General features: G+C 64.6%; 21 protein-coding genes. 10 read left to right on the forward strand and 11 right to left on the reverse strand.

Going from position 1 to position 21507, the window contains the following annotated elements; genetic code table 11:
• Positions 1 to 33: 33 nt before the first annotated feature.
• The 6 genes from ACT3TS_RS14245 to ACT3TS_RS14270 all read right to left on the reverse strand — a co-directional run bounded on the left by ACT3TS_RS14245 (position 34) and on the right by ACT3TS_RS14270 (position 8695).
• On the reverse strand, positions 34 to 2931 hold the full coding sequence (locus ACT3TS_RS14245; protein WP_444532172.1) for a family 20 glycosylhydrolase: 2898 nt from the start codon (positions 2929 to 2931) through the stop codon (positions 34 to 36).
• A gap of 74 nt (positions 2932 to 3005) precedes the next feature.
• Positions 3006 to 4520 (reverse strand): sulfatase-like hydrolase/transferase, encoded by a 1515-nt coding sequence (locus ACT3TS_RS14250; RefSeq protein WP_444532173.1) that lies wholly within the window; start codon positions 4518 to 4520, stop codon positions 3006 to 3008.
• A gap of 6 nt (positions 4521 to 4526) precedes the next feature.
• Positions 4527 to 5549, reverse strand: coding sequence for an aliphatic sulfonate ABC transporter substrate-binding protein (locus tag ACT3TS_RS14255; protein WP_444532174.1), 1023 nt, complete (start codon positions 5547 to 5549; stop codon positions 4527 to 4529).
• 70 nt (positions 5550 to 5619) lie between these two features.
• Entirely contained in the window at positions 5620 to 6417 is a 798-nt protein-coding gene (locus tag ACT3TS_RS14260; RefSeq protein WP_444532175.1) for an ABC transporter ATP-binding protein, read from the reverse strand.
• Between the two features lie 9 nt (positions 6418 to 6426).
• On the reverse strand, positions 6427 to 7305 hold the full coding sequence (locus tag ACT3TS_RS14265; protein WP_444532176.1) for an ABC transporter permease: 879 nt from the start codon (positions 7303 to 7305) through the stop codon (positions 6427 to 6429).
• A 223-nt stretch (positions 7306 to 7528) separates the two neighbouring features.
• Entirely contained in the window at positions 7529 to 8695 is a 1167-nt protein-coding gene (locus ACT3TS_RS14270) for an ROK family protein (protein ID WP_444532177.1), read from the reverse strand.
• Between the two features lie 263 nt (positions 8696 to 8958).
• Between ACT3TS_RS14270 and ACT3TS_RS14275 the strand changes: the two genes are divergently transcribed.
• Positions 8959 to 9729, forward strand: a complete 771-nt coding sequence (locus ACT3TS_RS14275; RefSeq protein ID WP_444532178.1) for an alpha/beta hydrolase family protein — start codon at positions 8959 to 8961, stop codon at positions 9727 to 9729.
• 44 nt (positions 9730 to 9773) lie between these two features.
• On the opposite strand, the gene ACT3TS_RS14280 is transcribed toward ACT3TS_RS14275, so the two are convergent.
• The gene (locus ACT3TS_RS14280) at positions 9774 to 10400 is read right to left on the reverse strand and encodes a phosphoribosylanthranilate isomerase (protein ID WP_444532179.1); all 627 of its coding nucleotides are present in this window, start codon (positions 10398 to 10400) and stop codon (positions 9774 to 9776) included.
• Between the two features lie 146 nt (positions 10401 to 10546).
• Positions 10547 to 11356: a metal-dependent hydrolase gene (locus tag ACT3TS_RS14285; protein WP_444532180.1), complete on the reverse strand. Its 810-nt coding sequence runs from the start codon at positions 11354 to 11356 to the stop codon at positions 10547 to 10549.
• A 309-nt stretch (positions 11357 to 11665) separates the two neighbouring features.
• On the opposite strand from ACT3TS_RS14285, the gene ACT3TS_RS14290 reads away from it, so the two are divergent.
• Complete coding sequence (locus ACT3TS_RS14290; protein WP_444532181.1) at positions 11666 to 11881, forward strand: hypothetical protein; 216 nt, start codon at positions 11666 to 11668, stop codon at positions 11879 to 11881.
• Between the two features lie 33 nt (positions 11882 to 11914).
• Here the strand turns inward: ACT3TS_RS14290 and ACT3TS_RS14295 are convergent, their stop codons facing one another.
• Complete coding sequence (locus ACT3TS_RS14295) at positions 11915 to 12592, reverse strand: YceI family protein (protein WP_444532182.1); 678 nt, start codon at positions 12590 to 12592, stop codon at positions 11915 to 11917.
• A 154-nt stretch (positions 12593 to 12746) separates the two neighbouring features.
• Between ACT3TS_RS14295 and ACT3TS_RS14300 the strand changes: the two genes are divergently transcribed.
• The 5 genes from ACT3TS_RS14300 (at position 12747) to ACT3TS_RS14320 (ending at position 16433) form a co-directional block, all read left to right on the forward strand.
• Positions 12747 to 12941, forward strand: a complete 195-nt coding sequence (locus ACT3TS_RS14300) for a hypothetical protein (protein ID WP_444532183.1) — start codon at positions 12747 to 12749, stop codon at positions 12939 to 12941.
• A 449-nt stretch (positions 12942 to 13390) separates the two neighbouring features.
• Positions 13391 to 13852, forward strand: coding sequence for a hypothetical protein (locus ACT3TS_RS14305; RefSeq protein WP_444532184.1), 462 nt, complete (start codon positions 13391 to 13393; stop codon positions 13850 to 13852).
• Between the two features lie 283 nt (positions 13853 to 14135).
• A complete protein-coding gene (locus tag ACT3TS_RS14310; protein ID WP_444532185.1) occupies positions 14136 to 14744 on the forward strand; it encodes a carboxymuconolactone decarboxylase family protein in 609 nt (202 codons plus the stop codon).
• A gap of 72 nt (positions 14745 to 14816) precedes the next feature.
• Positions 14817 to 15146: a hypothetical protein gene (locus ACT3TS_RS14315; protein WP_444532186.1), complete on the forward strand. Its 330-nt coding sequence runs from the start codon at positions 14817 to 14819 to the stop codon at positions 15144 to 15146.
• A 24-nt stretch (positions 15147 to 15170) separates the two neighbouring features.
• Positions 15171 to 16433, forward strand: a complete 1263-nt coding sequence (locus tag ACT3TS_RS14320) for an HD domain-containing phosphohydrolase (protein ID WP_444532187.1) — start codon at positions 15171 to 15173, stop codon at positions 16431 to 16433.
• 22 nt (positions 16434 to 16455) lie between these two features.
• Here ACT3TS_RS14320 and ACT3TS_RS14325 read toward each other — a convergent pair whose 3' ends face one another.
• Positions 16456 to 17211, reverse strand: a complete 756-nt coding sequence (locus ACT3TS_RS14325; protein ID WP_444532188.1) for a DUF427 domain-containing protein — start codon at positions 17209 to 17211, stop codon at positions 16456 to 16458.
• 214 nt (positions 17212 to 17425) lie between these two features.
• On the opposite strand from ACT3TS_RS14325, the gene ACT3TS_RS14330 reads away from it, so the two are divergent.
• Complete coding sequence (locus ACT3TS_RS14330) at positions 17426 to 17890, forward strand: GatB/YqeY domain-containing protein (protein ID WP_444532210.1); 465 nt, start codon at positions 17426 to 17428, stop codon at positions 17888 to 17890.
• A 149-nt stretch (positions 17891 to 18039) separates the two neighbouring features.
• On the forward strand, positions 18040 to 18303 hold the full coding sequence (locus tag ACT3TS_RS14335) for a hypothetical protein (RefSeq protein WP_444532189.1): 264 nt from the start codon (positions 18040 to 18042) through the stop codon (positions 18301 to 18303).
• A gap of 26 nt (positions 18304 to 18329) precedes the next feature.
• On the opposite strand, the gene ACT3TS_RS14340 is transcribed toward ACT3TS_RS14335, so the two are convergent.
• Positions 18330 to 19406, reverse strand: a complete 1077-nt coding sequence (locus ACT3TS_RS14340; protein WP_444532190.1) for a hypothetical protein — start codon at positions 19404 to 19406, stop codon at positions 18330 to 18332.
• A 459-nt stretch (positions 19407 to 19865) separates the two neighbouring features.
• On the opposite strand from ACT3TS_RS14340, the gene ACT3TS_RS14345 reads away from it, so the two are divergent.
• Positions 19866 to 21389, forward strand: a complete 1524-nt coding sequence (locus tag ACT3TS_RS14345; protein ID WP_444532191.1) for a flotillin family protein — start codon at positions 19866 to 19868, stop codon at positions 21387 to 21389.
• The last annotated feature ends 118 nt before the right edge of the window (positions 21390 to 21507 follow it).

Below are 21507 nucleotides of genomic sequence, written 5' to 3' on the forward strand. Positions count from 1 at the left end.
CCCAAAAACGACCCCCTTGGTGTGGTTTGACGCCTAGTGCATTCTGGCCCGTCGGCGTGCGCCGGCCAGAATTGTCCAGCCCATGATCAACGCCAGGGCCGCACCACCAAGCATCAAGGAAGATGTGGCGCCTGTGCGCGCCAAATCATCCGTCTTGTTCCCGCCGGAAGACGCCGTGGGCGACGTCGTTCCTTCCGTTGGGGCGCCGCTGGCGGCGCCGTCCCCGGCTGGGTCTGTATCAGGGCCCGCAGTTTCAGTGCCCGCTGGGGTGGCGGGCGCTGCAGGCTCTGTTGCTGCCGGGGGAGTTGTGGCGTCCCCCGCAGGCTGGGTGGCGGCAGGAGCCGTGGTGGCTTCCCCGGCAGGATCCGAGGCCGGATCAGTGGGCACGGCCGTCGGTGCCTCCGTGGGTTCGGCCGTGGCCGGTGCTGTGGTTGCCGGTGCTGTCGTCGGCGGCGCCTCGTCCGCTGCCATGGTCACGGTCGCAAAGCCAAGCAGCAGCCCGCTGTCACCTTGCACAGTCACGACATGGCCGCCCGGCGCCAAGCCCGTGGGTATGGTCAAGGGAGCCTCACCGGCCGCATTCGTGCGAACCCACCCGCTGCTCACGGCAGTGTCCCGGCTGTTCAGGGCAGCCGCACCGTCGTCAGCGGTCCCGTGGACTGCAAGCAGCAGCCAGGCGTTGGCCGGCAGCCTGCCCATCGTGACGTACTCGCCGCCGTCGAACTCCGTGGCCGGAACTCCCAGGTCAACCGGGGACTCGGCAGGAAGTGCGGCAGGATCCACAAGTGCCGGCATTTCCTCCGGTGCGGCCGGGGCCGTCGTCCAGTCCACGTCCGTGGTCGTGAAATGTGTCAGGTCCTGGATGGCCATGCGCCCGCCCAAGGCTCCCGCGCGCTTCGTGAAGTCAGCGTAGCTGCGGGATTCCTGCGGGGACCATCCCACTTCGGCCGTTGCCAGGCTGCGCGGGTACTGATAGGACTCGGTTTGTTCCATGCCGCGGATCCACTCGCCCCATTGGACTGTCTCCACTCCGAGGATCCGGTCGTCGCCAATGCCCGGCAGGTAGGTGCTTGGATTCCAGTCGTAATGGTTTTGCAGGGTGCAGGCGCCGCCGCAGGCCCACGTGCCGCCCACGGCCTCGGAGTTGTCCTGCTTCTGTGGAATGTACGTCCTCTCCACCGGGGACAGGATCACCTTGGAGTCGTTCGCCACAATGCGGTCGGCAACGCCCTGGCGGTTGCCGCTCCAATACTGCACGACCGAGCCGGCCGGCAGCTCCGCCGAGGCATACTCGTTCCAGCCAATGACCTGCTTGCCCGTGGCCACCACCTGGTCGGCGAACGCCGACACCATCTTGGTGTACTTCTCGTGCGGGGTGACAAATGATTCGTCGCCGCCAATGTGGACATAGCGTCCGGGAGTCATGGCTGCGATTTGAGTCAGGACCTCCTTCGTGAACTCGTACGTCGCCGCGCTGTCGGCGTCGAAGGTGGAGCCGCCAACGTTGCCGGAGCCTTGGGCCGGCGCCGTGTCTGTGCCGGGCAGCGGTTTCGGGGCCGCCCCTGACGAGTTCAGTTCGGGGATGGCGTGCAGGGCAGCCGTGGTGTGGCCGGGCATGTCAATTTCGGGGACCACCGCCATGCCATTCTCACCGGCATAGCGGACGATCTCCTGGTAGTCGGCCTTGGAATAGAAGCCGGTGTGGCCCAGTTCGGTGCCCTGCAGGACGCCGGCATCGTTGTAGGTCATGGCCGTCTTGCCGGAGATGCCCGTCAGGTCCGCGTACTTGATGCCCGACGGGCTGCTTGCCGGCTGGTCCATCGCAATGCGCCAGCCCTGGTCGTCCGTCAGGTGGATGTGCAGGCGGTTGAACTTGAACTGTGCGGCATTGTCGATGTGTTCCTTCATCTCATCGACGGTGTAAAAGGACCGGGCAACGTCAATCTGGATGCCCCGGTGCTCATAGCGGGGGTGGTCGCTGATGACGACGCCGTCGACGGTCCAGGGCGTGTTGACCGCCGTGTCCGATTCAATCCACTGCGGGAAAAGCTGGCGGAGGGTCTGGACACCGTTCAACGCACCCGCCGCAGAGTTGGCCTCAACCCGTGCACCCTGTGCATCGGCTTGAAGCGCGTAGCTCTCCGGTTTGTCCTCGGAACTCCCGGCAGCGACCGTGACGGCCACGTCGTTCGACGTTGCCGAACCGCCAACCACCGGCAGCGCAAATCCGGTGCTCTTGCGTGCCTTCTCGGCGAAGTATGTCGCGGCGGCAACAGCATCACCGGTGGCCACGATGCGGCTCGATGGCAGCAGCCGGAAGGTGCCGTCGGCTGTCTCGGCCAGTGACGCCGGCAGCGGCACCAGTGCCGGGCCTTCCGGGACGACAGGCTGCGCCTTGTCATAGATCTCGAATTCGGAGATGGAGTAGCCATACGTTGACCAACGCTTCGCACCGAGCAGGCGCACGAACTTGGCTTGTGCGACACCCAGGTGGACGTCATCGACGCGGCCGGGGCCCGTCTCCGAGGTCATGTCCTTGACATCCGTCCAGGTGGTGCCGTCCATGGATGTCTGCAGCGTGTATGCGCGAGCTGCAGCGTTGGGCCAGCCGATCTTCACATGGTCAATGGGGCCGGTTGCTGCCAGTTCCACCTGCAGCCACGTTGCGTCCACATAGTTGGAGGACCAGCGGGTTCCACTGTTGCCGTCGATGGCCATGGCGGCAGTGTTGTTCGGCAGGGCGGACTCGATGCTGGAGGCCGTGGCCGTGCCGGTCAGTGCCAGATTGACCGGCTGCTCAACGGGAGCCGGCGGCGGCACCACAATTGGTGCCGCCTGTGCCGGGGCTGCGCTCACCGCCGCGGGGAGGACCGCTGCAAACAATCCCAGCGCCGCGGCGCAGGCGAGCCCGGCCGTCGTCGTTCTCTTCAATGGTCGTAATGCTTTCATGCGGGTACTCGCCTTACTTCTCTTGGGACCGCAAGAGGCATCCGGAGCGGGTGGTGTCAGTGAGTGATGAAACGTTCGACGGCGGTGTCCGGACGGACGCGGTCGGCCTCGGGAATGTCCCCGGCAAACGCCAGCCACTGGGCGAACTTGTCGCCGCGTTCAACCAGTTGGCGGTACATGGCCCGGCGCATGGCGCTGACCTGGCCGCGGTAGAAGGGTACGTTGACGACATTGGTGAGCTCGTCCGGGTCTGCGATCATGTCGTAGAACTCGTCAATGCCCTCCGGATTCGCAATGTACTTCACTTCCTTGTTGCGAATCATGCGCTGGGCATAGGGGAAGTGGTGGCCGTGGAATTCGCACAGGATGTCTTCTCGCCAGCCCTCCACCGGTTCGCCGTGCGCCAGGGGGAGCAGGCTCCTGCCATGGACGCCCGAGGCGTCCGCCCCGGCGATCTCATGGAACGTGGCCGTGAAATCCAGCAGGCTGATGAATCGGTCCTCGCGGCGTTCCACCTCCCCAGGCAGGGCAAGGATGGCCGGTATCCGGTAGATGTCCTCATACATGGCCGGGCCCTTGTCGTTGAGCCGGTGCGCGCCGGTGAATTCGCCATGGTCCGCCGTGAACATGACAGCGGTGGTGTCCGTCAGCCCCAGCTCGTCGAGCACTTCCAGGATCCGGCCGATCTCATGGTCGATCATGGCAACGTAGCCCCAATAGACGGCCGTGAGCTTTTTCCACTCCTCCACCGAGAAGCAATCGGTTGACCAGTATTCCGCGTAGGCCTGCTGGACCATGGGCTTGCCGTGGAACGTCTCGGCGAAGGAACCGGGCAGTTCAATGGTGGACGGGTCAACCATGTCGTACCACTGCTGCGGGATGAGGTAGGGCAGGTGCGGTCCGAAGATGTGGCAGGAAAGGAAGAACGGCGTACCGTCCTGCTCCTGCAGGGCACCGGCCGCGAACTCACGCAGTTTGGCAATGGTCTGGTCCGCAAGGAACGCCTCAAAGGTGGCCTCCGTGGGCTGGTCCGTCACGCCGGCAATCAGGTGTCCCTGGCTGCCGTCCGCCCGCGTGGTGTAGACGGGGCTGGAGATTCGGAAGTCGGGATGGTCGTTGGCCTTCAGCCAGTCCTCGTAGCCCGGATCGTCAAAGACGTTGAGGGCGCCGGGCAGGTGGATGCCCTCAAAGCCGTAGTGTTCGGGGCCGCGGTCCCTGCCCACATGCCACTTGCCCACATGGCCCAGCCGGTAGCCCTGCTCCGTCAGGGCGGCCGAGAAGGTCGGCAGCCCATCGGGCAGCTCCTCCCGGTGGCCGGAGTTCCATTCGTAGTTGGCCAACAGGCCGTGTTCAAAGGGCTGGAGCCCGGTCAGCAGGCTCGCCCGCGCGGGCGTGCAAATGGCCGTGGGCGTGTAGGCCCGGTCAAAGGTGGTGCCGCGGGCCGCCAGCCTGTCCAGATTCGGGGTGTGCTGTGAGGTGTTGCCGTAGCAGCCCAGGGTGTCGATGCGCTGTTGGTCCGTCATGAGGAACAGCATGTTTTGGCGCTTGCTGGTGTGGTTCGAAGGTGACATTGAGATTTAGACCGTCGGAGCGCTGACGAAGAGTTCGGAATTGTAGAAGGTCTTGGGATCGGTGATCGCCGTGATTTTTCCGTCTATTTTGAACTGCTCCTGCAAACCATTGAGCCACGTGTCCACGGTCCCTTCCGTGGAGAGCGTCTCAAGTTCCTTTGACGTGAACAGCTTGGCCACGCTGGCCTGTGCTGCCATGTCCTCTTCCTTGAGCTTGAGGAACTTCGCCGTCAGGGCAATGGTGTCTTCCTGGTTGCTGTGGCGGAAGTCGTTGGCGCTCTTGACCACGGAAATGAAGCCGGTGGCCAGCTCCTTGTCCTTGGCGGCGCGTCCGGGGGAGGCCACAAAGGTCGACGGGAAGGTGAGGGTGTCGATGAAGTCTTCGTTGGAGTACAGCTCCACCAGGTCCGGCTGGCCCTTCTTCGCGCTGTCGATCAGCGGGTACCAAAGGGCTGCGCCGTCGATCTGCTTGGCGGCGAACGCGGCGACAACGGCCGGCGGCTCCATGGCGGTGACGTCGAAGTCTTCACGTGAGAGGCCTTCCTTGGCCAGGGCCAGGCTGAACAGCTGGTCGCCCGAGGTGCCTGTGGGGACGGCGACCTTTTTGCCCTTCAGGTCTGCCAAGGTCTTGATGCCGGGCTGGGCGATGATGCGGTCGGCGTTGGACACGGAGTTCACGGCCCAAATCTCACCCTTCCCCGAAGACGGGAGCCACAGTGCCCCGGAGCCAATGTAGACAACGTCAACGTTGTTGGTCCCCAGTGCCTGGATGGCCAGCGGGCCGTTGGTGAAGGGCAGGTACTTGGGCTTGAGGCCGGCCTTGGCCCAGTAGCCTTCCTGATCGGCAACGGCCATGAGGGCGGCGCCGTTGTAGTCGGCAATGTAGCCAACGTTGATGTCCAGCGCATCCTTCCCGCCCGCGGCGGTGCCGGCATCGTCGGTCTTGGCCCCGCAGGCTGCCAGCAGCGAGACCGCTGCGGCGCCCATGGACAGCTGGAGGATGTTGCGGCGCGAAATTGTCTTGTTCATGGCTTCTCCTGAGAGTGCTGGGCCCGGATTTGGGCAGGAAGTGCGTGGGGAATGTGGCAATGGGGGTGAACTACTGGTGTGCCTCGGCGACGCCGGGCTGGTGGTAGACGGCTTCCCAGACTTGGGCGCGAAGGCGGGCGAACTCGTCGGAGAGCCGCATTTCCTCGGTGCGCGGGTAGGGCAGGTCGATCTTGATCTCCTGGTGGATCCGGCCCGGCCGGGCTGCCATGACGATGACGCGGGAGGCCAGGAACACCGACTCGTCGACGTCGTGCGTGACGAACATGACGGTGCGTCGTTCCTTGGTCCAGGTGTCCAGCAGCTGCTCCTGCATGTGGACGCGGGTCAGGGCGTCGAGCGCGCCGAAGGGCTCATCCATGAGCAGAATCTCGGGGTTCACGGCGTAGGCGCGGGCGATGGCGCAACGCTGCTTCATGCCGCCGGAGAGCTCCTTGGGCAGCGCCTCGGCGAAGCGGGTCAGGCCCACCAGTTCAAGGTAGTGGTCCACGATGACACGGCGTTCCTTGGCGGGAATCTTCTTTAGTTCCAGGCCGAACTCCACATTTTTGCGGACCGTCAGCCAGGGGAAGAGTGCGTACTGCTGGAAGATGACGCCGGTGCGGGTGCTGGGTCCGTCGACCTGGCGGTCATCGACCATGACGCGGCCGCTCGTGGGATCCAGCAGGCCGGCGGCCGCGTTGAGCATGGTGGACTTGCCGCAGCCCGACGGGCCCACCACGGTGACAAATTCGCCGTCGGCAATGTCAAGGCTGACGCCGTTCAAGGCGGTGAAGGTGGTGCCGGTGAGCGTGAATTCCTGGCGCAGGTCCTCGAAGCGGATCATGGCCTTTTGTGTTGTGGTTGTCATGATTGCTCCTTAGCGGCGTTCTTGCCAGCGGGTCAGGTGGGCCTCGATCATCAGCAGCAGGCGGTCCATGAGCAGGCCGAAGATGCCGATGACGATTACGTTCACGAGGATGGTGGGCATGTCATAAAAGATTTGTGCCTGCTGCATGCGCATGCCCAGGCCGTTCGGGGCGGCAAGCAGTTCGGCGGCGACCACTGTGGCCCAGCCGGCACCGAGGCCGATGCGCATGCCCACCAGGATGAACGGCGATGATGCGGGCACCACGACGCGGCGGAAGATCGTCATGCTGTTCGCGCCCAGGACGCGGGCGGCGTTGATAAGCGTCTTGTCCACACTGACCACGCCCTGGTAGGTGGAGATCACGCAGGAGAGGAACGCGGCCAGGAAGATGACGAAGATCTTGGGCGTTTCGCCGATCCCCATGGTGACCATGACCAGCGGCAGCAGCGCCAGCGGGGGAATGGTGCGGAAGAACTGCACCCAGGGCTCGATGACGGCGCGGCCAACCTGGTACCAGCCCATGAGGAATCCCACGGGAATGGCCAGCAGGCTGCCGATCAGGAAGCCGCTGAGGACGCGGGCCAGGGAAGCGCCGGTGTCCTCGGCAAGCGTGCCGTCGGCGAGGAGTTCCCCGCCACGGACCAGGACCTCCACCGGGCCGGGAAGCCCCACGATCCCTGCAGCGGAGAAAGCGGTCCAGGCGCCGAGGCCGGCTGCAACGGAGCCGAAGTTGATGGCCAGCAGTGTTTTGCGGCTGAGCTTGCGGCGGATGGGGTTCGCGGTCTTTTTGGGTGTACCTGCGGGGTTGCTTGACTGCTCACTGGGCGTCTTGCTGCGAAGGGTTGCCGACAGCTGGTCGACGGGAGCGATGGTGTCTTTTGGTGCCATGCCCACAAATCTATGGCATGGATCACATCATGTCAACAGCCTTTACATAAATAGACTTTGCGTTAACTTTTGTGGCGTTTCGGTGCTCCAGGGGACGACGTCGGGCCCGCCGGATCGCGCTTGATCGGAGCCCCCGGCGGTGCGCAGGACGCGCTCGGGCGCTGCCGGCCGGTGGGCTCCCGTCGCCGGACAGGGCTCCCGTCGCCGGACAGGGCGGCGCGGCTTAGCTGAGAGTTGCCAGCGCCCAGTGCTTCAGGGCGGTCTGGGCGGCACCGTCGCTGCCTGCGCTGGGCGCAAACTCGGCGGTGCTGATGACGGTCTGGCGCGGGCCCAGGTCAAGGTGTTGTTCGGCCAGGGCTTTGCGCACCGGCACCAGGAGCGGCTCCCCGAACTGGGAGAGTTCCCCGGCAATCACGACGCGGCTCGGATCCAGCAGGACGCAGGCTCCAACAATGGCGCGGGCCAGCAGTTCACCTGCCCAATCAACGATGTTGGCGGCGATGCCGTTTCCGTCGGCTGCGGCCTGGGCAAGCTCGGCAATGGAAGCAAAGGACTGCCCCCGGTGGGCTGCCTCAACCAGCACGTTGCCTTCATTGATGAAGCTTTCCAGGCAGCCTTGGCGGCCACACCAGCACGATGGGCCGGCGAAGTCGACGCTGAGGTGGCCCAGTTCACCGGCGAGGCCGTTGCCGCCGCGGAGCAGTGCCCCGTTTGTCACCACGGCGGAGCTGATGCCGGCCGAAAGCACCACATAGAGAAGGTTGTCGCTGTCTTTGCCATAGGCCATGGCGGCGAGGCGGATGTTGTTGTCCCACAGCAGGGGAGCGGGCAGCACCTCCCGCAGTGGCGCCAGAGTGGCTCCCTGCGGATCAAACTGCCGTTCAGCGCCGTCGGACAAGGAAAGGGGATTGGCGTGGCGGCTGGCAATGCCCACGCCGGTGCCGACGACCGTCCCGGGGTTGATTCGCCCGTCGTCGATCATCGCCTTGACCATGCCTGCGGCAAGTTTCACCTTCGCGTCCAGTGCCATCGAGCTGGAGATGTCCTGGCGTTCGCGGGTGACGATGGTGCCGTCGAAGCCTGTGACGGAGATGCCGATGCGCCGCCGTCCCAATTCAATGCCGACGGCGGCGCCGGCCTTGGGATTGAGTGACAGGACCTTTGTGGGCCTCCCATTGCGCCCGGCGGCGTGGAACGACTGGTCGTTTTCGGTCAGCACGCCCCGGCGGCGAAGTTCTCCCACGATGGCGGACAGCGTGGTGCGGGAGAGGTTGGTGTCTGTTTCGAGTTCCCTGCGGGTCCTGTTGCCGTGGGTCACCAAAGACTCCAATACGCGCAGTTCATGCCTGCGCCGCACGGCCTGCAAGGCGCTGTCGTCAGGTGTCAGCACGGGTCCTGCTTTCTTTGTGTCAGCGAATTGCGTGGCCCTGCATGCAAGCGCTCCATTACCCCTGTTGGCTTGATGCAGACCATTTATGTAAAGCCTATTGGCTTTAATCTTTTTTCACGGCAACCGCCACGAAGTTTCTTCGTGCATGCCGACGGGGTTGGCGGCGGGGTGTTCGCGGCATGCCGGGACTGCGCCGGATTGTGCACCAGAAACCAATCTCAGGAACCAGTTACAGACGGGACGGAATCTGGTTGACTGTTGTCATGGCGCAACCCACTTACATGAATCCATTTGTCCTGCCGGTGCCGGCCCGAGAAGCTGTGCGTGACGGCGCCTTGGATGTCTACAGGCCGGAAGGGCTGCAAGACAAGGGCCCTCACGCCTCGGGAAACAGTGACCGAGACGCCGAACCCCTGCTGCCGGCCATCTTATTCGTCCACGGCGGACCGGTACCGCCGGACATGCAGCCCCGGCCCAGGGACTGGCCGGTCTTCGTTGGCTATGGCTCCCTGGCCGCGGCGCACGGGGTGGTGGGCGTCGTCGTTGAGCACGGATTGGTCTCCACCGCCGCGTATGCCGATGCTGCCCGGGATATTGTTGAAGCGGCCGCCGCTGTGCGCGCCCTTCCCGGAGTGGATCCCGAACGCGTGGCCCTGTGGTTCTTTTCCGGGGGCGGCATGCTGACCGCGGATTGGATTCGGGACACACCCAGCTGGCTGCGCTGCATCGCCGCCAGTTATCCGATCATGGCCCCGTGGCCGGGAATGGACGTTGACGCCCGCTTCCGCCCCACTGAAGCCCTGGCGGGGGCTGGCGACGTGCCCATGCTTGTCACCCGTGTCGGTCAGGAGCAGCCGGTCATAGCTGTCACTGTGGACGAATTCATCGCCGAAGGGCGTCTGCGGCAGGCGCGGCTGGACGTCATCGAGGTTGCCGACGGACACCACAGTTTCGACATTGTCGACGACACGGAGGCATCGCGTGCGGCTGTGCGACAAGCCATGGACTGGGTTCTGAGTCGGTTGCGGGAGTAATTCCGGGCCGGCAGCCAGGCATCCTTCGGGCCTTCCGGACGGTCTTAAGGGTTGTTGCGGGCGGCGCGGATGAACGACCGGATCAGCCCAACATCTTTCACGCCGCGGCTGGATTCGACGCCGCTGGAAACGTCCACGCCGGCCGGTTTCAGCGACGCCGCGAGTGAGGCGACGTTGCCGGGGTTCAGGCCGCCGGCCAACAGCCAGAAGCCGTGCGGGGCGCCGTTGACCAGCACGGCGGCATCAAAAGTCTCGCCAGCCCCGGGTTCGACGGCGTCCAGCAGCAGCCGCTCGGAATCCCAGGCCAGCCGCTCATCACCTGGGAGGGCGTTGTAGGCGTTGGCAGAGAAGGCCCGCAGGGTGCGGAAGCCTTCGCCGTGCAACCGGGCCATGTCGGCCAGGCTCTCATCCCCATGCAGTTGGACCGTCGTGACGCCGGCGCGGCGGGCCGTAGCCACGACCTCGTCGATGGGCTGGTTGCGGAACACCCCCACGGTTTCAACACGCTCGGGTACGGTGCTGCCAAGCTCGGCGGCCAGTTCGGCGGTGACGGTTCGGGGGCTGCCGGGGGCAAAGACAAAACCTATGGCGTCGGCGCCCGCATCCACGGCCGCGGCGACGGTTTCAGTCGTTTGCAAACCGCAAATCTTGACATACATTCCTGGCATCATTCCTGACTTCTTTACGCCGCTCGGGGAGTCTCCCGTCGCTCCGGGGCTGCTTCCATATTAACAGTGCCGCTGCAGGCGAGGCGATGTGACTGGAATGCCCGACGGCGACCGGCGGCTCGCGTGTCCGGCCGCCCGGGGCACGCAGCTCAGGAAAACACGGTGTCTGCCATCGCCCAGATGACGTAGCCGCTGACGGGCACCAGCACCAGCCATTCCCGCACGGAGCCGGCATTGCCCAGGATCGGCAGCGCAATGTTCCCATTGGGCCGCCAGATGTTCGTCACCAACGGCATCCTGCGCAGGAAGCGGGGAGGCCTGATGCGCAACGGCCAGATGAGGTTGCAGCCGCCGGTTGTCAGCATGTCCCCGAGTATGTGGATGGCAACACCCAGGGCCATGGCCAGGGGAAACCAGAACTCTTCCTGCGGGGCGAAGAACGTGACGAAGGCGCCGGCGGCAATGCCGATCACCCAGGGGAACTTGCGCATGGTGTCGGGGATGAGCTTCAAGGCCTTGGCCGCGAACGATGTCAGCAGCACGGCCAACAGGCCTGCGCCGGGGAAAATGGTGCCAACATTTGGCAGTTCAACGGTCCACATCCCGGCCAGCACCGCGATGGCGACAAAGATGGCCAGGCCGAGGATGGAGTGTGTCCCGTGCCGGTGGCCTCCGGACATCTTGCCCACCTGGATGCACATGATGTTTGAAAGCGGCGGCAGGGAGTGGGCAATCGTTGCGTGGCGGTGGTCCGCGTCGGGCACCAACGCGGCCCCGGCAGTCACCATGGCACCCACGAGCACACCCGTGGGAGTGAGGTCAAGAAGCCCCAAGCCGACGGAAACCTCCTCAGGAACCGACGGCAGCACGCGCGACACCGCGCCCAGGCCCACGTCAAATTGTGTGGTCAGGGCCAGCCAGACGGCGGCGCCGCTGGCAGCGTGATGGGGTCCCATCATGGGCTCACGTCCTTGTATGTTCGGGTACTTTGTTCTGATCCCGCAACACGTGGACAAAACCTGCTGATCCAAGCCTAGGGGCAGCCGCTGACATTCCAGAACGCGTGCGGCAGGGGTCACACGACCAAAGAGTTGGGGGAGGTGCCCATGTCCAGGCTCATCATGCAAGGCTGCTGGCGCGGTGGGAACGAGTTGCCACATTCTTTGCTGGGATTTGCGCCCGGCAGGGCGGCACCGCCTCAATCGACCTCGCTGGCGAACGCATGGGTGAGAATGGACTCCACGGACATTGACGCCAGGAGAAACTCCATGAACGATTCAAACACTGCAGCAGCCGGTGAATTCCCGCCCGCCATTTCCAAGCCCGCCATGAGGGCCCTGGCGGGCGCAGGCATCAGCAGCTACGGGCAGCTCACTGCGGCGACTGCTGCACACCTTCTTCAGCTTCACGGTGTGGGACCCAAGGCGGTTCGTATTCTGCGCGCGGAGCTGGCCGCGCGGGGTCTGGCGTTCGACGGCGAATAGCGCCCAATGTTTGCCGGTTTTGAGGTGCACTGGCTACTTGGTGAGCTGGAGCAGCATCTCGATGGTGCCCGTGCCCTCTACCTTGACGAAACCCAAGTTCGGGGCATCAATGCCGAAGTCGGAAAACACGATCGGAATGGACCCCTGCACCTCAACGCCACCGTCCGTTGCCTGCGCCTCGAGACTGACTGTGACCGGCCTGGTCACCCCAGCAACCGTCAGGTCCCCGGCTCCCTGGACCGACACGGGCCCGCTGGAGAGCGGGCCAATGTCCACCGGCGTGGTCAACACAAAAGTGGACGTGGGAAATTCCTGCGTCTTCAGGATGCCCTGGAACTGGCTGTCCCGGCTGCCGTTGTCCGTCGCAACGCCCGCCATGGTCACAGTGGCTGTTGCAGCGCTGAGAGTGGAGCCGTCGATGGTCGCCTGCCCTTCGACGTCGTCGGTCCTGCCCACCACAGTGACGTTCTGGCCGTTGAGGACTTCCTTCACCCGGTAACCGGCTTGGGAACCGTCGGCAACGTGCCACTTGCCGGCGATGGAGGTGGCGTCGAAAGTGCTGGACGGTCCGGTGCCGGCGGTCGGTGTGGAAAGGGCGAGCTGGTCCAGGGACTTGCTGTTCTCGACGTTTGCGTAAATGGCACTTCCTCCCCAGATGGCGCCGACGACCAGCAATAGGGATCCTGCGATGATGATCCATTTCCTGCGCATGTGCTGCCCCTCAAAATTTGGCCCGAAGCAATGAACTATGTCATTGGGGGCTGGGGACAAGCTGGGACTTTTCCGGGCCGGAACCATGGACGTTTGGTGCCTGCCGCATCTGGGAGGGGTTCCCGCATCAATGCATACGGCGTAGCGTGGGCTCATGAGCGAAGAACCAGTTGAAGGACAGCCCGACAGCGACACCAACGACAGCGGCCCCGGCAAGAGCGCATCCAAGGATGGCGGCCACCCGTCGCCGGTGGAGGATTTCATCGGCCTCATTGTCCCGGAGCCCGAGCTGTTGGAAGAGGAAACGTCGAGGGATCCAGATGTTGAACCCAGGGTCACGGGTTCGTAAATTCACGCACCAGGAGAGTGGGGATGCCATGGATACGCCGCCACGGCCGCAGGTGCCGCCTGCAAAAGCAACGATTCCCGATCCCAGCCGGCCGCCGATCTCACCGGATCCCACGCAGCCGCCGGATCCGAACAGGCCGTCCCCGCCCGGCGAACCCTTCCCCGCGCCGTTTCCGCCCGATCCCACATTTCCGCCCGACCCCATGGCTCCGCCGGACCCCGGCACACCGCAGCCGCCCCCATCCGACCCGTCCTTCCCCGTCGACGACCGGTAAGGAAGCGCTTGCCACGCCGAGCCGCACCTGCCAGGAACGGGCGGAGCGGCAAGCCGAGGCAGCATTTCTCAACCAGACCTCCACAAAACAATGACCCGCATGGATGGGTCATTTGCCCCATGCGCACGGGGGCACCCCAGTCATACGCTCTTCACATGAGGTGAAGGAGCCCACGTTGAGAACCACAACGCCACAGCAGTCCGCAGCCCTGGCGGAGTCGGAAACAGCACTCCCGGAGGACGCAGCCGAACAATTTTGCGGCTACGCGGTCATGGGTGTGCCGTTCAGCTCCGGCCACTGCCTGGCCTTCAGGCGTTTCCCGGCAAGCTCGGTTGGCCCCGGCTACCACGCCGTGTGGCTGCGCACCCCCGACGGGCAGTGGAGCATCCATGCCGACGCCCCACCGGAAGTCAGCTGTGCCAGGTACTTTGGCACGGCCTTGCACGAAACCAGGCAATCAACGGTTTCAGCTGAATGGACGAGCCCATGGGAGCTGGCGGTGAGTGTGCCGGGTGTCGTGCGTTGGGAGCTGGGGATGAAAGCCACCTGGACGACTGCGGCGGCCACGGCGGTGGCCCGGCACATGCCCCGGCGCTGTGGCGATGGGACGGCGTGTTGTCCACCATGGGCAGGCTGATGGGTCCGGCGCTGGGCGCCGGGAAGCTGAACTTCACCGGCCGTGTCCCCAACGGCCAGTCGTTTCAGGCCCGGCCCCTGCGCGTGTAGAGCGTCGGCACCAGCCGGGCAACCGTTGCCGGGGTCGACGCCGGATCCCCCCAGCCGCTGGCCGTGCAGGACCACCTGGCCGACTTCTGGCTTCCGCAACGGGGATTGTTCGTGGCCGAGCTGAGCCTGCGGTTCCCGTCGACGGCTGCACCAGTTGCAGCTCCGGCGGCATCCCCTCGGGAAAGCAGAACGTCGTGAGCATCGTCGAAACCGTCCCGGAACCGCAGGCCACAGGGCTCGCCGGCGAAATTTATGCCGCCGACATTCAAACCATCGGCTACGTCCCCAGCCACACCAAGGTGCTGGTCCTGAACCCGGAGGCCTGCGGTGCATGGCGGGCGCTGCAGTCGGCCATTGCCGGATCACTGGGCATGCGCCGCTACGAGCTGGTGACCCTGGCCGCCGCGCGCGGTCTTTGCTCCGCTGCCTGCCTGCTGGCCCACGGGAAGAAGACGCTGAAATTCATGGCGGAGGCGGACCTCATCCGGCTTGCCCGGGACCACCATGCCGCGGACCTTTCCGCAGCGGAGGTGGCCATGATGGACTTTGCGTACAAGCTCAGCACCAACGCGGTCTCCATGGACGACGGCGACTCCCAGTCCCTGCGCGACGTTGGCTTCAGCGACCGGGAGATCGTGGACATTGCCCTGGCTGCGGCAGCCCGGAACTACTTCAGCAAGGCGCTGCAGGCACTGGCGGTTGATGTCGATGTCCCGCCCGGACTGAGCCAGCCCCTTCAGGACGCCCTGTTGGCGCCGCTCGGTGCTGAGACGCCTGCAGGCCGTGAGCTCCACGCGGGCTGAAGGTCTGGGACCCTGAAGGTCTTGGGCCCTTAAAGTCTGGGGCGGTGCGCCCTGCGGTCGTAGAATTGACGTGTGGCGGATCAAGGCTCGGAACACTTTAACGTACCGCCCGCGGGGCAGGTCCCGGCGGCGCCAACACAGCGCGGTCCGGCAGCCGTGCGGCGTCCGGAAATTCTGGCAGCCTTGTCATTGGCCATCGACCTCGGCCTTGGGCAGCCCATGGAACACATGTTGCGGGCCACTCTTCTGGGGCTGCGCATGGCGGCACTCATCAATATCGACCAGGCCGGCCGCGACCGCATCTATTACACAAACCAGCTCGCCTGGATCGGCTGCCACGCCGACTCCTTTGAACTGGCGGCCCTTTTTGGTGATGACATCGCGTTCCGGTCCGACTACTAGTTCATCGACGCCCGCGGACTCGCGATGCTGTCCCTGATGCTGCGCCACACGGGAACCAAGCTCCCGCGCGGGCAGCGTGCGGCCCGACGGGCACAGTTCGCGGCCACGGCAACCACTGCGGTCAGGTCCTTGATCCGCTCGCATTGCAGCTCGGCGGGCCGTTTGGCCGAGCGGGTGGGATTGGACCAGGGCATGCCTGCCATCCTCAGCCACACCTTTGAACGCTGGGACGGCAAGGGGCTTCCGGCAGGACGGTCCGGCGTCGAAATTCCGGTGGAAATGCGCATCGCGCAACTCGCAGACACTGCCGAAGTGTTCCTTCGGACGTCCGGACTTGCAGCGGCAGTGGGCACTGTCAAGGAACGCCGCGGCACCCAGTTCGACCCCCGGCTGGCGGACTTGTTCTGTGCGCACGCCGTCGAGCTGACCGCCGGACTGCTGGAGCTTGACCCGTGGCCGGAAGCCCTCTCGGCCGCCCCGGACGAAGCACCCCTGTCGGGGGCCGGGATCGACACCATTCTGTCGGCCATGGGAGATTTTGCCGACCTGAAGTCTCCTTTCACCGCCGGGCATTCCCGCGCTGTGGCCGAGCTGGCGGCAGGCGCGGCGGGGGAGCGCGGACTGCCAGGCGACGAGGTGGCCGTGCTCCGGCGCGCGGGATGGGCTCACGACCTGGGCCGGATGGGCGTCTCCAACGGAATCTGGGACAAAAGTTCGCCCCTGTCTGCCATGGACATTGAGCGACTGCAGATGTACCCGTACCTGAGTGAGCGCATCCTGGGCAGGGTTCCGGACATGCAGCGGGTGGCTGAAGTTGCCGGTGCACATCACGAACGGCTCGACGGCTCGGGCTACCCGCGCGGGCTTGGCGCTGTCCGCCTTGACGAAAGCCAGCGGATTCTCGCTGCCGCCGACTCGTATCAGACGTCGCTGGAGCCGCGGCCGCACCGCGCGCCGATGTCGCCGCGCGCAGCGGGACAGCGGCTGTGGTTCGAGGCCCGGGCGGGCCGTTTGGGCGAGGACGCCGTCAATGCGGTCCTTGTCGTGGCCGGTCATCGGCAGGCTCGACGGCGCAGCCCATCCTCCGGTTTGACCGGAAGGGAACTGGAGGTGCTCAGCCGGCTGTGCCAGGGGATGAACAACAAGGACATCGCCGCAGCATTGTTCATCGCCCCGAAGACTGCGCGCAACCATGTGGAACACATTTATGCCAAGATTGGTGCCACCAACCGGGTCTCGGCCACCCTCTATGCCCTTGACCATGGCCTGTTGGACAGGTCCGGGTAGCTGACCGGCGCCGGGCGCCGGCTCAAGCCGTGCCAGGCCGGTTTCTTGTTTGCGAAAAGATGGACCTCGGCCGGGGCACCAGCACGCCGTCCACCGTGGTGTCGACCGATTCGTTGTAAAACGCGATCCTGCCCTCGATGGCTCCGACTGCGGGGTAGGGATGCGGGTAGGACCAGGCGACGCCGGGTGCTCCCGGGGCATCCCAGTATTCATCCGCACAGCCTTTGTAGGGGCAGTGGCTGCGATTGGCGCTGATGCTGAGCGTGCCCAGGTCGACGCCGCTGCGGGGGAAATAGAAGCGGGTGGGCAGGTAGGTTTCGAACAGCAGCACCGGATGGGTGGTTTCGGCGAGCGTCACGCCGTCCAGGGCGACACTGACGTGGCGTGAGCTCGGGAGCGCCTCGACCCGTTTGTGGGGATCCCTCGGATGGCTGCGGACCTCTTGATCCTCTTCCAACCAGCGGTCCACAATGCCGGACTGCCAATTGAATACGATCCGCTCGCCCACGGCGGGATCGTCGAGGATCCAGGCTGCGTGCGGGCTGACCTTGCCGGCGACGTGCAGGTCAAACCATTGGGCCACAGCCCCCTTGGGCAGGTGAAAAAACGAGCCACCGACGGGTCCATCGTCCCTTGGCAGCAAAAGATCCATGCGCACGTCGGCCTTGGCAAAGGCGTATGACGGGACGGGAAACTTTTCCTCCCAAAACAGCATCGGCGCCCGGGTGTCAACCACGACGGTGTCACCGACCATGGCACGCACCCATTTTTCGCTCATTTCGATCCGCACGGGGACCACCTGATTTCCGTAATTGGGGATGAAAGGAATTTTACGCCGGGGACGTCTGCCCGGCCATGGCTGGTGACCGACTTCAGGATTTAAGACCGCCAGCCCAGGCGGAGCCGGGTGCGTGCAATGCACCAGCCGCCAGGGAGGATAATTGGGGGCAATGACCATCAAGCTGAAGCCTTCAGCAGATTTAGGGGAATACATGTCCACGCTCAAGCAGCAACTGAAGACAGACGTCGTCGGGCACATGAAAGCTGGCAACAAAATTGCCCTGACCACCGTTCGCAACGTCCTGGGCGAAATCGAGACGCGTGAAAAGGGCGGCAAGACCCCCGTCGAGTTCGACGACGCCCAGGTGATCACGTTGTTGCAGAAAGAAGCTGCCAAGCGCCGGGACACCGCACAGATCTACACCGAAGCGGGCGAACCGGACCGTGCAGCCGCAGAGGTCACCGAGGCGGAGGTCATCGAGGCGTACCTGCCGAAACCACTCAACGCCGAAGAAGCGGCAGCCGTTGTTGACCGCATCATCACGGGCCTCGAGGCGGAGCAGGGCAAACTCTCCATGAAGCAGATGGGACTCGCCATGAAGCCCATCACCGCAGAGATCGCCGGTCGTTTCGACGGCAAGGCCGTCTCCGAAATGGTCCGCAAGCGGCTCCAGTAGCAACTGCCGGCACCAACGACATGAGTTTTACGGCCTGCTTCGCCCTGGCACCATTCCCGGACGAAGCAGGCCTTCCGTCCCTGGCAGGAGCCGGGGACGGCAGCCCGTCCCACTTGCAATGAGACGCTGATGATTTGAGACGGAACCCCATGATCCAACTGAAGCAGGACAGCGACGGATATGTGCGCATGAGCCGGCATTTTCCCGCCAAGACGCTGATTTCCATCACATTCTCAGACGGCAGCGTGGCCGAGTACACCGGCCGGCGGATGAATGAGATCTATGACGAGGCACTGGCGTCCTACCGCTTGGGCAACAACCTTGACGCGAAAGGCTTTGACCGCAACACCAAGAAGATCCACCGCCGAAACGCCGTCGACCATGTCCCTGTCCAGGCCGGCATGACAGCCTAAAGGGCCAAACCCTGGCCGATGGAATCCTAACCAGCCCCCTTGGACCGCCGGCGCCCGGCTTCCCACCGGCCGATCCGCAGCAACGGCACCCAGTCGTCCCGCCCACAGTCGTGCCCGGAGCCGGCCGGGGCGGGTGCCGGGGGAGCGGACAAGTCCTCAGCTGCCTGCTCAAGAATGGTCCGGCACTCCGCCTCGGTTTGCTCGGAGATGAACTCCTTGCGGGACTTCAGCAGTGCCCTGCCCACGTCGCAACGGAACTGGCCGGCAAGGACTGCGAGCCCCAAAACGAAGGCAACCGCCCAGAGGGCCGACAAGAGATAGTCGGGTTCGCCGTCGTTCGCGTTGATGGCCTCCTGCACTGTGAAGTACAGCGACAGCGCAGCCATCAGGCCGAACGGCAGCAGCCATTTCCCGCCGGACAACCGGTAGTTCAGCAACAGCCTCCGGAGGAGATACGCTGTGCGGGCGTGATGCTGCGGATCACTCCTGAGGTGCCGCAGCTGTTGGCGGACACGGGGCCGGTCCAGCGACTCCCGGGATGTGAAGTAGACAGCAAAGTCCCCGTCGGTGAACTGCTTGGCCCGGGCAGCGTTCCGTGTTTGGCGCAACTGCTCAAGTTCGGCGGCATAGTGCGCAATCTGGTGGGGGCTGTCCAGGGCGCCAAACTTCCTGGCGTCGTTGAGGTCCGCGAGGAGTTCGGGAAGCTCAATGCGTTCGTTGCGCAGGAACAATCCGGCGATGAACAGTATGGCCGCGGCGTACACGAGCAGGGTCAGGAAGGTGAAGCCCAGTCCGGGCAGGGACAGCAGGTTGACGGGGTCCTTGACGTCGTCAATGTGGGATGCCGCCAGACTTGAGGTGATGCCCGTGATGTAGTTGGCGACGAGCGTGAGCAGGCCCAGGATCAAGACAGTGTAAAAGAACACGCGGCTGCGTTGCCGCGTCTCTTGGTTGCTGCCGGCCAAGACGGCAAGTTTTCTGCGCTGCCTCGAGTTTTCCAGGATCTGGATGCCGATGGAGATGAGCGCCAGGACCAGAAAGATGATCAAGAGCACCGGCCCGTCGGCCTCGACAACTATCGTCACTTCACTTGGGTCATTCATCTGGCGCCCTTGCCCATCTGCCCGTCGGGTTCGTCCCGTCCGTGCTGACCTGCCGGCGGCTGGTGTCACGGCCTCCACCGCCACATGGCCGGGGCTGATCGATCGGCCGTTCACTGACCTTGGTCGCGCCTCGTGCGGAACGAACTTTGCTGCTCCCAGTCAATACCGGCTGCGCCATGCGGCGCAAGGGACCGTACGGCAATGCCCGGTGAACCCGTGCATCCAGGACCCCGGTGCCCACGCATTGGCCGAACTGCCCCGATGGCGGTGGGCTGACTGCAGGCCCTGCGACAATTCCAGACACAATGGGCGGTCATACTATCTGTTTCCGGCACGGCGGAGGCCCAATCGCACGCTTGTTTCTCCATCATGTGGAGAATGCCCTCGAAGTCCGTAGGATTGAGGCGACGAGGCGGGCCATGAAGACCCAGCGGACCGCCACCAAAACTGAAAGGTCTCGTGTTGTCAGCTCTGACCCTCATTCCATTGTTCATCGGGCTTGGCGTTCTGGTGGTGCTCATCATCATTGGTGCCATCATCTCGCGCATGGCCCTGCATATCGCCAGTCCGGACCAGGCCCTTGTCATCTCCTCCAAGGACAACAAGAGCCAGCCGGATCCCAACAGCCAGCGTGTTGTGTTCGGCCGAATTTTCATCAACCCGTTCACGCAGCGCGCCTACCCGCTCTCACTGGCCTCCCGCCAGGTGTCATTGAAGATTGAGGGCATTTCCAAGAACGGCATCAAGCTCCACCTCACGGGCGTTGCCCAGGTGAAGGTCGGCGGCGATGCCGAGTCCGTGCGCAAGGCGGCCCAGCGTTTCCTCAACCAGCAGGACGCCATCGACCACTACACCCAGGAGACGCTGTCAGGTTCGCTGCGTTCAATCGTGGGCACCCTGACCGTCGAGTCGATCATCAAGGACCGCGCCACCTTCGCCAAGAGCGTGAAGGAAGAAGCCGAGCACTCGATGCACAATCAGGGTCTGGTCATCGACACCTTCCAGATCCAGTCCGTCGACGACGATTCCGGCTACCTGGCCAACCTGGGCCGCCCGGAAGCCGCCCTCGTTGAGAAGAACGCGAAGATCGCCGAAGCCCAGTTCCTGCAGGAAGCCGAGCAGGCCAGGGCCATCGCCGATGAGCAGGTTGCCCTGGCACAGCAGCAGCTGACCATCAAGCGCGCCGAGCTCAAGGAAGAGGCCGACGCCCGCCAGGCACGTGCCGATGCCGCCGGTCCATTGGCTGCGGCTGAGCAGAACGAGCAGGTCATCATTCGCGACCAGCAGGTTGCCATGCGCCGTGCTGAGTTGCGTGAAAGGGAGCTCGACACCGAGGTCCGCAAGCCGGCAGATGCCGACAAGTACCGGCTCATCCAGCAGGCTGACGCCAAGCTTGAAGAACGACGCCGGTCCTCGGAGGCCGCTGAAATCGAGGCCACCGTTGAACTCGCCAAGCGCAAGCTCACGGCCGAGGGTGACAGGGTCGCCGCTGAGGCCGACGCTGCCGCCAACACCGCGCGAGGCAACGCCGACGCCGCCGTGATCGAGGCACGCGGTCGGGCCGACGCGGCAGTCATCAAGACGCGGGGCCAGGCTGAAGCCGAGTCCACGGAGGCGAAGGGCGTGGCAGAGGCTGCGGGCATCGCCGCCCAGGCCGAGGCCTACGAGAAGTTCAACGAGGCCGCCATCCTCAGCAAGGTCCTTGAGGTGCTGCCCGCCATGGCCCGCGAAGTTGCCGCACCCATGTCGGCCATCAAGAACATGACGGTGGTGTCCAACGACGGCGCCAGCCAGTTGAGCAAGAACGTCTCCAATGGCGTCCACCAGACAACCCAGCTGATCAAGGACTCAACCGGCCTTGACATCATCGGGTTGCTGCAGGGCGTGGTTGGCGGTTCTTCCGATACAAGCCAAGCTGCCGAGCAAGCCGCCCCGGCCGCTGCCAATGGCACTGCTCCGGAGTCCTTGGAACCGGCCGAGTAACACCTCTGGCTCCATGCCTCACATGATTCATGCACGACGACGGCGGCTCACCTTGGGTGGGCCGCCGTCATCGTGCGGTGGGCCCGGTGTCGTTGGCGGTCACGCCCTCCCCAAACCC

It is taken from the genome of Specibacter sp. AOP5-B1-6 (genome assembly GCF_052376555.1).
Taxonomy (GTDB): domain Bacteria; phylum Actinomycetota; class Actinomycetes; order Actinomycetales; family Micrococcaceae; genus Specibacter.

Bases quoted from the DNA above. Each gene is read 5' to 3' on its own strand.
- ACT3TS_RS14250 (WP_444532173.1), bottom strand. From the start codon at position 4,520: ATGTCACCTTCGAACCACACCAGCAAGCGCCAAAACATGCTGTTCCTC.
- ACT3TS_RS14255 (WP_444532174.1), bottom strand. From the start codon at position 5,549: ATGAACAAGACAATTTCGCGCCGCAACATCCTCCAGCTGTCCATGGGC.
- ACT3TS_RS14260 (WP_444532175.1), bottom strand. From the start codon at position 6,417: ATGACAACCACAACACAAAAGGCCATGATCCGCTTCGAGGACCTGCGC.
- ACT3TS_RS14265 (WP_444532176.1), bottom strand. From the start codon at position 7,305: ATGGCACCAAAAGACACCATCGCTCCCGTCGACCAGCTGTCGGCAACC.
- ACT3TS_RS14275 (WP_444532178.1), top strand. From the start codon at position 8,959: ATGGCGCAACCCACTTACATGAATCCATTTGTCCTGCCGGTGCCGGCC.
- ACT3TS_RS14280 (WP_444532179.1), bottom strand. From the start codon at position 10,400: ATGATGCCAGGAATGTATGTCAAGATTTGCGGTTTGCAAACGACTGAA.
- ACT3TS_RS14285 (WP_444532180.1), bottom strand. From the start codon at position 11,356: ATGATGGGACCCCATCACGCTGCCAGCGGCGCCGCCGTCTGGCTGGCC.
- ACT3TS_RS14290 (WP_444532181.1), top strand. From the start codon at position 11,666: ATGAACGATTCAAACACTGCAGCAGCCGGTGAATTCCCGCCCGCCATT.
- ACT3TS_RS14295 (WP_444532182.1), bottom strand. From the start codon at position 12,592: ATGCGCAGGAAATGGATCATCATCGCAGGATCCCTATTGCTGGTCGTC.
- ACT3TS_RS14300 (WP_444532183.1), top strand. From the start codon at position 12,747: ATGAGCGAAGAACCAGTTGAAGGACAGCCCGACAGCGACACCAACGAC.
- ACT3TS_RS14320 (WP_444532187.1), top strand. From the start codon at position 15,171: ATGCTGTCCCTGATGCTGCGCCACACGGGAACCAAGCTCCCGCGCGGG.
- ACT3TS_RS14325 (WP_444532188.1), bottom strand. From the start codon at position 17,211: ATGAGCGAAAAATGGGTGCGTGCCATGGTCGGTGACACCGTCGTGGTT.
- ACT3TS_RS14330 (WP_444532210.1), top strand. From the start codon at position 17,426: ATGTCCACGCTCAAGCAGCAACTGAAGACAGACGTCGTCGGGCACATG.
- ACT3TS_RS14335 (WP_444532189.1), top strand. From the start codon at position 18,040: ATGATCCAACTGAAGCAGGACAGCGACGGATATGTGCGCATGAGCCGG.
- ACT3TS_RS14340 (WP_444532190.1), bottom strand. From the start codon at position 19,406: ATGAATGACCCAAGTGAAGTGACGATAGTTGTCGAGGCCGACGGGCCG.